Source organism: Ruegeria sp. N10, assembly GCF_056531545.1.
This window is the reverse complement of the sequence record NZ_JBQFLY010000017.1, coordinates 1-10,351: the sequence shown is the minus strand read 5'-3', so window position 1 is coordinate 10,351 and position 10,351 is coordinate 1. Positions and strand designations below refer to the sequence as shown.

The following is a 10,351-nucleotide window of genomic DNA, read 5'->3' as shown; positions in this document are numbered from 1 at the left end:
CACATTAAGGGTTGGTAAGATTACCAGATTTATCAGAATATCGCCAATTGGCCCGTGAAATCTCTGTCGATGCCGTGGCATTAGTGCCGGGTCCAAATTTCGACCGTGCCATGGGCAAGTCTTTCATGACCAACGAACGCCTCATCGTGGTTGTGATACCCGCTTCAGGAGAATCCGCCGCCATTGTTCCAAATCTGGAACTTGGCTCGTGGGATCAATTAAGGTTCGAAGGAGCGGTATTCGATTGGCGGGATGAGGCCGGTTACAAAGGGGCTTTCGCCGCTTTGGCGGACCACCTGAGCATCACGTCCCTTACAGGTGAAGGACAGGTCATGCGTGTTTTTGTCTCTGATGCACTGACCGAAGCTATGCCTGGGTTAAAGATAATTGATGCAGAGCACCAAGTCTCGAAACTGCGCCTGATCAAGTCCAGCAAGGATGTGGCCTCCCTGCAAGCTGCGATCACCATCTCGGAACGTGCGCTTGAGCAGGTTATCGGGACTGTACGTGCAGGCCAGATGGGTCTGAACGTGTGTCGCCCCGGTGTGACTGTCCATGATATCGATGATGCGGTCATCGGCGTTCTTGAAGCATCCCCATTCGCCAATCGCATACGCACCAAGACAGGCCATGGTTTGGGTCGGGATTTGCACGAGGCTCCTTATATCATGCGCGGAAACAACCAGGTAATGCGCGCAGGCATGGTCTGGACCAACGAACCGGGTCTGTATGACCTGGGCAGTTTTGGTGTCCGTAATGAAGATGACGTCCTGGTCACAGAAGACGGGTGCCAATCACTGACCAGCTTCCCGAAAGAGCGTGTTGTCCTGGGGGCAGTACGTTGATAACCGGGCCGTCCCAGCCACACGGTTGGCGGTCAGTGGACGGATGCCAACATGATGCGAGCTGGATATGTCGCAAAGCACTGATTGAGAGGCATTGTCTTGGCAATCGCAGGGCAAGGGTTCCCCTTCTGCCATGTCTTATCAAGTACAGGAAGTTGGGCTATTGTACCTAGCATTGCGCCTACACATGACGCGTCTAAAGCGCTGGCACCCCGTTTCATATGGTTGTTGTGAATTACAGGCAAAAAGACGCGTTGACCACAAACCTGAAAGGTGACCTATGTCTTTCTCCAGCCGTTCTACAATTTCGCGACGCCGTTTCCTTGCCACGACAACCGCTGGTGCAGCGGCAATTACCCTGCACCCATTTTCGGTGGCAGCGGCCAGTAATCAGGCGCATCTGCGCATCATGGAAACCACCGACATCCATGTTCATGTGTTCCCTTATGATTATTATTCGGACAAACCCCGCGATACAGTAGGCCTGTCCCGCACAGCGTCGATCATCAACGAAATCCGGTCCGAGGCGAAAAACTCGCTTTTGGTGGATAACGGCGATTTCCTGCAAGGCAACCCGATGGGTGACTACATCGCTTACGAGCGCGGCATGAAGGACGGCGACAGTCATCCCATCATCACGGCCTTCAATACGGTCGGGTATGATGCCGCGACGCTGGGCAATCACGAGTTCAACTACGGTCTGGAATTCCTGAACAAGGCTTTGGCCGGTGCCGAGTTCCCTGTTGTTCTGGCCAACGTCGCCAAGGAAAAAGGTGCAAACCCGCGTGACGACAAGACCCTTGTTCAGGCCTATGCCATTCTCGACCGAGACATCGAGATGGGCGACGGCACCAAACATCTAATCAGGATCGGTGTCATCGGCTTTACACCGCCACAAATCGTGAATTGGGACCGCAGGCACCTGGAGGGTAATGTTCAAGCCCGCGATATCGTCGAGACGGCTCAGGCCTATGTGCCCGAGATGAAGGAACAGGGATGTGACCTGATCATCGCCCTGTCGCATTCGGGGATCGGGGGTGCCGATCATGAAGACGGCATGGAAAACGCATCGGTGGTTCTGGCAGGTGTCGACGGGATCGACGCGCTGGTCACCGGCCACAATCACCTGGTTTTCCCGTCACCGACATTTGCTGACCGCCCAGGGATCGATGTGGAAAAAGGCACGCTGATGGGCAAACCTGCCGTCATGGGCGGTTTCTGGGGGTCGCATCTTGGCCTGCTGGACCTGCTTTTGGAACGGGACGGCAATGAATGGCGCGTCGTTACCACAACCTCCGAGGCGCGACCGATTTCCAAACGCAACGAAGACCGCTCGATCACCGCTCTGGTCGAAGATGATCAGAAGGTTCTGGATTCGGTTGCGAAAGCTCATGACGAAACGCTCGCCTATGTTCGGCGCGCGGTCGGCAAGACCTCGGCTCCGCTGCACAGCTATTTCGCATTGGTCGCGGATGATCCGTCTGTGCAGATCGTCTCGATCGCGCAGAAATGGTATGTCGAAGACATGCTGAAAGGCACCGAGCATGAAGGGCTGCCGATCCTGTCTGCGGCAGCACCGTTCAAGGCTGGCGGCCGAGGCGGTCCGGAGTATTACACCGATGTCCCGGTCGGGGACGTTGCCATCAAGAACGTGGCCGATCTGTACCTCTATCCAAACACGGTCCGCGCTGTTCGAGTGAACGGAGCGCAGGTGCGTGGCTGGTTGGAACGCTCGGCCGGTATGTTCAATCAGGTCGAAGCTGGATCCAAGGATGCGATCCTTCTGAACCCTGAATTCCCGTCGTACAATTTCGACGTGATGGACGGCGTGACCTATCAGATCGACCTGTCGCAACCGTCGCGCTTTGGGCCAAAGGGCGAAGAGGTAAACCCCGACGCAGCACGGATCGTGAACCTTGCCTTCAATGGCTCGCCTGTTACGGATGATATGGAGTTCATCATTGCCACCAACAATTACCGCGCATCCGGTGGTGGCGCGTTCCCGGGCGCAATGGGCGACACAATCGTGTTCGAAGCACCGGACACCAACCGCGACGTCATTGTGCGCTACATTGTCGAACAGGGCACAATCGATCCCAAAGCGGATGCCAACTGGTCGTTTTCGCCGCTGGCGGACACCACGGTGTTGTTCGAGACCGGTCCAAAAGCCCGTGACTATATGGGCGATGTCAAAGGAGTGGCAATCGAGGACGCCGGGGAAGGTGCAGACGGTTTCGCAGCCTTCCGCATCAAGCTCTGATCCGACCAATTTGTCACAACGATAACCTGACCCGCCACCTTGCTATCTCGGTGGCGGGTTTGCGCTGAACACCCGTACAATTCAAAGCCATCTGTCCCGGCGGCGGAAGATGCTACATTTTCAATCGGCGTTCCTGACATGCGTCGAGAGGGTGGGCCATAGAACTCAGCGAACCGTTGGAAGCCAGTTGAGCTTCTGCGCTCCCAGCCCTGTCAAAGAAGCTGAACGGGTGACCCAGTCCCCTGAAATCAGACTATCTCGGTGTTGATCATCCACCCTTGCAAGGATGATTCATGACACACAGAAGTAATGCCGATTAGACCTTAGATCTGATCAGTATTTGCGAGGATGGAAAAAGAGAATAACCGCCTGAAACGGATGAAGGCATGGGCAAGTTGGTGAAATCTGTATTCAAGGATCTCGCGGCAAAGGGAGTTTGAATACCCTATGGCAGGTAAAAAGTAGTCGCCTGCTGAACTGAATCTTTTTTTCCACCATTTGGCAAAGACGACGGGCTGCGATCTGTGGAGCACAGCGACAACAGGTCTTTCAGCTTCTGAATTACATTCGATACCATGAAAGACCCCGCTCTGTTGATATTGAGTTCCTGTAATCCCGTCAGTTTATTCAGTCTCATTTGTACTAGAGGCCGAATTGAAGATTTTGCCTTTCCCGTCACTTTCGTCAGCGCTTGAAGCCTGAGTGCAGTTGGATACTACAACGCCTTCGGCTAGATCCAAATTTTTTTGTACGCCGTGCGCCATCGAACTCGTTGTCTTACGTCGCATTTTGGGGTCTTCGTCGCTGTCCCGGCTAGCCTCTTTTTCCCAACTGCCGAATTTTGACTGATCCGACGTGTCAACTCTCGGCCTTGATCGCAGCAACCACAATGTCGATTGCGTGGTCCAGATCCGATTGCGAGATGGTCAGCGGCGGCGACAATGTCAGAACGCATCCCTGACTGATCTTATAGCTCAAACCGGCCTCCAGACAGGCATAGTAAATCCGTTCGGCACGCGCATTACCCGGCGTTTTGTCGGCGCGATCATCGACGATTTCGACCCCGAACATCAAACCCCGTCCCCGAATGTCTCCGACGGTAGGTACGTTCTGAAGTTCGTCCATAAGACGGCCAATTGCGTGCTCACCCAACGTGGCCGATCGATGAACCAACCCCTCATCTTCGATGATTTGAAGCGTTGTCAAAGCGGCCCGCGCGGTAACCGGGTTCTTTTCGTGTGTGTAATGACCAATGGCAAAATCTCCGCAGACATCCAATTGTTTGCGGGCAACACAAGCGGCAATGGGCAGGATGCCCCCGCCAAGCGCTTTTCCGAGCGTCACAATGTCGGGGACGATCTCGTCATGTTCAAAGGCAAACATCCTGCCGGTTTTGCCAAGGCCTGTCGGGATTTCATCCATGATCAAAAGCGCGCCGTGACGATTGCACGCCTCGCGCACGGATTTCCAAAACCCCGGCGGTGGTACATAGGGCACCGCACGCATCGGTTCGGCTATGACCGCCGCCACATCTCCTTCACGCTCCAGAACATATTCGACCATTTTCGCGCAGGCCAACCCGCAGGTTTCCGGCCCCGTGTGATTGTATGGGCAACGGTAGCAGGCGAAAGGCGCGACGTGTTCAGTGCCCGACAAGAGGGGGCCCGCGATATGACTGCGGAACGTCGCCTCGCCACCGACGCTTGCGGCGCCAAAGCCCGCGCCATGGAAGGCATCCCAGAAGCTGATCGTTTTGAACCGACCGGTCGCGGCGCGCGCGATCTTGAGGGCAACCTCGTTGGCGTCAGAGCCGCCTGTGGTAAAGAGCATTTTCCCCAGATCGCCAGATACGATATCTGCCAGTTTTTCCGCCAAGTCCACTGCCGGATCATTGGTAAAGCGGCGGGGCGCGAAAGGAAGATCGTCAAGCTGCGCCTTGATTGCGGCAACCAGACGCGGGTGCCCGTAGCCTATGTGGTGCACCGAGTTGCCATGGAAATCCATGTACCGGCGACCCTCCATATCCTCGATCCAGATCCCCTTGGCCTTTGCAATGGTGCTGACGCAGGGTGATGACAGAGATTGATGCAGGAATACATCCGCATCGCGTTTGAGCAGAGGTGTCGACTTTGGTCCCATGGACTTTCTCAACCACGCCTTGCGCGCCTCGGATGTGTTTGATTCCCCTTCCGTGTGGACAATCTGTGGCATGTCCGCTCCTCGTTTCTGTCATCAAAAGATGCGGGCCCCTAAAGGCCCGCCAGTATCAGGGAGGATATGAGGCGCCCTTCCCGCCTGTGGGGAAAGGACGCAAGGTTTAGTTGGGCCAAGGCAGCGAATAGGTTTTGACGTTGGTGAAAAACTTCATCGCCTCGATAACACCCTCCTTCACGCCGTTTCCGCTGTCCTTGATGCCGCCAAAGGGTGACATTTCAATGCGGTAACCCGGTTGTTCCCAGATGTTGCATGTGCCGACATTCAATCCGTTGATAAAGGCGATGGCCCTGTTCAGGTCATTAGTGCAGACCCCAGAAGACAGGCCGAACTCGGTCGAATTTGAGATCGCCATCACCTCTTCGTCGTTGTCCGGCACGCGCACGATCGGCACGATAGGACCGAAAGTTTCTTCCATCACCAGCTCGCTGTCATGGGGAACCTTGTCGACGACGATAGGCGGCAGCAATGCGCCCTGACGGCCCGGGTGATACAGGATTTCTGCACCCTCTTTTTCAGCCTGAAGAACGCGGTTTTCGAATATCTCCGCGGCTTTGTCGTGGATCACGCACCCCAGCTCGGTTTCAGGGTCTTGCGGATCGCCAAATTTGATCTTCTTGGCCTTCTCCAGAACCAGGGGTACAAACTTGTCGGCCACACTTTCCTGCACGAGGATGCGCTTGACCGCCGTGCACCGCTGACCGGAGTTTCCGGTCGCACCCGCCACTGCGATTGTTGCGGCTTTGTCCAAATCCGCATCGCTGAGGTCATTCAGAACGATCAGAGGATCATTGCCCCCAAGTTCCAGCGCCTGACGCTTGTAGACGCCTTTTTCAGCGATCAACTTGCCCACCGGCACACCCCCGGTGAAGGTGATAATATCGATATGTTCATTGGTGATCATCTCATCGCCAATGTCAGCAGGCCAACCGGTCACCACCTGGAACATCTCGTGCGGCAGGCCTGCCTCGTAAAGTATGTCGGCCAATGTCAGCGCGGTCAGGGGAGTCAGTTCCGTGGGTTTACAAACCATACAATTGTTGGTTGCAATAGATGGCGCGATTTTGTGGCTTACCATATTCAAAGGGTGATTGAACGGGGTAATCGCACTGATTGCTTTCACCGGCTCTCGGGTGGTGAAAATCTTGCGGGCTTTGCCATTGTGGGTCAGATCGCAGGAAAATATCTCGCCATCGTCCTTTAGCGCCTCAGCCGCCGCAAACTGATAAACATCCTGTGCACGTTTGGTTTCGTAGATCGCATGCTGGTGGCAGATGCCCAGCTCTAACGTCAGCCATTTCGCAAGATAATCACGTTTTTCACCGATCAGCTCGCCTGCGCGCTGCAAAATCTGGCTGCGCTCGTACCGGGTCAGTTTTGGTTTGTAATTCGCCGCAATTTCGAAAGCCCTGCGTGCGTGTTCTGCGGTGCCAGCGGGAACATGACCCACAACTTCGTTTGTGTACGGGTAGAGAACCGGAATGGTTTCATCGGTAAAAACGATTTCGCCACCGATCCGCATTCCTTCGTTACGTACTTCGATTTTCGACATGGTCTGGTCTTTCATGGCTTACTGTGCCGCCGCTGTAGTTGCGTAGAAGAAGGCATCAAAGTTGCGCAGCACGGGTTGGTTTGGCAGGTCGATGACACGATTCACGATGAAGGGAACTTCTTGTTCCGTCAAACCACCATGGCTGCGCAGGGGCTCTTTGAGCGCTGCCAGATCATGGCGATGCTCGGACGTTCCGATGCAAATGTTTTCGCCAGAAACCATTACAATGTCGCCAATCCGGTCACCGGGCAATTCGAACCGTTCAATGGCCTGAGCCTTGGTCAGCACATGGGTGATCCCATCGGTCGCCTTGAGTTTGGCAATGATGTCGCCCTGATCCGCGCCATCCGGCAGATATGCGGTCGCGAACGAGCCCAGTGCACCATGATGCACGACATACGGGTCAGTGATCGGAAGGATGACCCGCGCCGCATCCTTGCCCAGCCATTCGTCCATCAGGTCCTGCACATAGACGACCGAAGGGGATCCATCTGCCAAGTGCTTTGGCTTCATGCCGTGATCAGCCGTCACCACGATGGCGGCCCCCAATGCATCCAATTCGCCCAGATAGCGGTCGAACATGGCGTAGAAATCCAGTGCGCCCTTTTGATCGGGTGCAAACTTGTGCTGGATATAGTCGGTGGTCGACAAATACATGACGTCGGGCTTGAACTCTTTCAGCAGCTTGACGCCAGCAGCAAAAACGAACTCGGACAGTTCGGCCGAGTAAACCTCGGGCACGTCCATGCCCAACCACTTGCTGGCATTGTCGATGCCGTGTTCCTCAAGCGTCGTTTCGCCCGAACGCTCAGAAGAGAATGCAACCGCCCTGCCCTCGTCAAACTTCAGCCCGGCACCAAGCAGCGCGCGAAGCTTGTCCTTGGCGGTTACCATCGCCACGCGGAAACCTGCATCATAGAACTGCGAGAAGATGGTCGGCGCACGCAGGAAGCGGACGTCGTTCATCATCACCTCTTCACCAGTATCGGGATCGATAAGGTAGTTGCCGCAGATTCCATGCACGATCGGCGGGCGCCCGGTGGCAATCGAAAGATTGTTGGGGTTGGTGAACGACGGGATAACAGAATGCGCCAGACGGTCCGTACCTTCCTCCCGCATCCGTTTGAGGTTGGGCATCAGCCCTTTGGCAATCGCCACGTCGAGGTATTCTGGTTCACATCCATCAAGGCAGATGGCAATTGCGGGCACTTTGGGCGTCGGGTAGACGCGCTCATTTGCTTCGACAGGGGTTTGAATGGTCATCTGTTTTTCCTTGATTTTTATGCGGCCAACTTGGCGCGTTCTTCCAGTGCCCGGAGAGGAGGCGCAGCGCTTGTCACGCCCATTTCTTCCAGAGATTCTTTTGCGGCGATCACAACTTTACGCATGACATCTTCGTCCATCTGACCGATGCAACCAACGCGGAAACTGTCGACGACAGTAAGTTTGCCCGGATAGATAATGAACCCTTTTTCCTTCATCCGGTTATAGAACTGATCGAAGACGAATTTCTCATCAGCCGGGCAGAAGAAGGTAACGATGATGGGGCTCAGCCAACGATTATCCAGCAGTGTTTCGAAACCCAGTTCACGCATGCCCGCGACCATGACGTCCCGGTTGCGGGTATAGCGGGCACCGCGACCTGCAACACCTCCTTCGGCAGTGTGCGCCCGAAGCGCCTCGATGAAGGCAGCGACCACATGCGTCGGTGGGGTAAACCGCCACTGGCCCGTTTTATTCATATGCGACCACTGCGCATACACATCCAGAGACAGCGAATGACTGTTGCCTTTTGCGGCTTCAAGCTCGGTCTTGCGGGCCACAATGAACCCAAAACCCGGAACGCCCTCGATGCATTTGTTCGCCGAAGACACCATGGCCTCGTAACGGATTTCAGTGGGTTTGAGCTCAATCGCTCCAAATGCGGACATCGAGTCGATCAAAAGCTTGCGCCCGGCGGCATATGTGACTTCCGATATCTCTTCGACCGGGTTCAGGATACCCGAGCTGGTTTCGCAGTGAATGGCGACGACGTGCGTGATGTCCGGGTCATCCGCAAGAATGCGCGCCACTTCGTCACCCCTCGGCGGCAGGTAATCGCCCTTGTCCAACACGACATGATCACGACCCAGGTACTGCAACGTCTGTGCCGAACGCTGCCCGTAGGCACCATTTGCCAATACCAGCGCTTTTCCGTCCCGCGGAATAAAGGATGCCAGCATCGCTTCGACAGAAAACGATCCGCTGCCTTGCATCGGCACGCAATCAAACTCGTCGGCACCCTCGCCAAGCAGGTTCAGCAGGCTTGACCGCACCTCTCGCGTCATGGCGCGGAAATCATCGTCCCAGCTTCCCCAATCGCGCAGCATGGCCTCTTTGACCGCATAGGAGGTTGTCAAAGGACCGGGGGTCAAAAGGTAGGGTTCGCCGAGGCGCGGTTGCTCTAATTTTGGTTTGGATGGCGTCATTACCAGGCTCCAGAACAGCGTTTTCAGGAACACAATTGCAGCAACGCTTGCTATATGTGAAATTGCAATTATCAATCTAATCATAGGCGCAGCCTATGCATTCATCTTCAGGGAACTGTAATGCGACACAGCCAGTTGAAAGCCTTTCATTACGTGGCCAAACATGGGGGATTTTCCCGTGCGGCAGAGGCTTTGTATCTGACCCAGCCAGCGATTTCAGAGCAGGTCCGAAAACTGGAACAGGATCACGACCTGTTGTTGTTCCAGCGTGAACGAAAACGCGTGAACCTAACGCCCGAAGGCGAACAGCTTTACCGATTCACCAAACAGTATTTCGAGATCGAAGATCAGATTGAGGATTACCTCTCTGAAACCAAAGCCGCGATCGATGGAGAATTAAGGATCATTGCCGATTCAGCGCATCACATGACATCTTTTCTGGCGCCGTTCCAAAAGAAATACCCTAAAATCACGATCACTGTGCGATCCGGCAACACCGAAGAAATCCTGGAAGAGCTTCGGTCTTACAATGCAGAGATCGGTGTTGTTGGCAGCCTGTCTCCTGGCAAGGACATGGACGTATTGAATTTGGGGTCCACTGAAATCGTGGCCTTTGCTGGCCAGGGCGTGCTTTTGGCATCAAAACCCACCCTGACCCTGAAGGAGCTGGCCGAGTTGCCCCTGATTTTCAGAGAGCACGGGTCAAAAACACGCGAGAAACTGGAAGAAGCAGCCGAGAAACAAGGTATCAGGTTAAACCCGGCGATTGTAGCTGAAGGCCGAGAAGCCGTTCGCGAACTTGTTGCCTCGGGTGCAGGTATCGGTTTTGTTTCTCAGGCGGAATATGGGCACGATGATCGACTGCGGCAAATCAAATTGAAGGGTGTGAATTTGCAAATGGGTGAAAGCATGATCTCACTTTCCCAGCGTCGCGATGTCAAGATCATACGGGCGTTTATGGACTTTGCGGAGCGGGTTCTTGGGGAGAAGGAAACCGCCGGAGACATGTGAC

General features: G+C 54.9%; 7 protein-coding genes. 3 read left to right on the top strand and 4 right to left on the bottom strand.

The annotated features are described in order from the left end of the window. Positions 1 to 47: 47 nt before the first annotated feature. Positions 48 to 845 (top strand): M24 family metallopeptidase, encoded by a 798-nt coding sequence (locus ACR0JI_RS18100; protein ID WP_480495834.1) that lies wholly within the window; start codon positions 48 to 50, stop codon positions 843 to 845. 280 nt (positions 846 to 1,125) lie between these two features. Beyond that, positions 1,126 to 3,105 carry a bifunctional 2',3'-cyclic-nucleotide 2'-phosphodiesterase/3'-nucleotidase gene (locus ACR0JI_RS18095; RefSeq protein WP_480495832.1) on the top strand — a complete coding sequence of 660 codons (1,980 nt, stop codon included), beginning with the start codon at positions 1,126 to 1,128 and terminating at the stop codon, positions 3,103 to 3,105. 858 nt (positions 3,106 to 3,963) lie between these two features. Here the strand turns inward: ACR0JI_RS18095 and pbfA are convergent. From pbfA to ACR0JI_RS18075, 4 genes are all read right to left on the bottom strand, one after another. Next, entirely contained in the window at positions 3,964 to 5,316 is a 1,353-nt protein-coding gene (pbfA, locus tag ACR0JI_RS18090) for a (R)-1-hydroxy-2-aminoethylphosphonate ammonia-lyase (protein ID WP_480495831.1), read from the bottom strand. Between the two features lie 106 nt (positions 5,317 to 5,422). Further along, complete coding sequence (gene phnY, locus ACR0JI_RS18085) at positions 5,423 to 6,871, bottom strand: phosphonoacetaldehyde dehydrogenase (protein ID WP_480495829.1); 1,449 nt, start codon at positions 6,869 to 6,871, stop codon at positions 5,423 to 5,425. Positions 6,872 to 6,889: 18 nt separating this feature from the next. After that, the gene (gene phnA / locus ACR0JI_RS18080; protein WP_480477697.1) at positions 6,890 to 8,134 is read right to left on the bottom strand and encodes a phosphonoacetate hydrolase; all 1,245 of its coding nucleotides are present in this window, start codon (positions 8,132 to 8,134) and stop codon (positions 6,890 to 6,892) included. A 17-nt stretch (positions 8,135 to 8,151) separates the two neighbouring features. Beyond that, positions 8,152 to 9,339 (bottom strand): 2-aminoethylphosphonate--pyruvate transaminase, encoded by a 1,188-nt coding sequence (locus ACR0JI_RS18075; RefSeq protein WP_480477699.1) that lies wholly within the window; start codon positions 9,337 to 9,339, stop codon positions 8,152 to 8,154. Between the two features lie 120 nt (positions 9,340 to 9,459). Here ACR0JI_RS18075 and ACR0JI_RS18070 point away from each other — a divergent pair, with 120 nt between their 5' ends. After that, complete coding sequence (locus ACR0JI_RS18070; protein ID WP_480477701.1) at positions 9,460 to 10,350, top strand: LysR substrate-binding domain-containing protein; 891 nt, start codon at positions 9,460 to 9,462, stop codon at positions 10,348 to 10,350. Position 10,351: the final 1 nt, after the last annotated feature.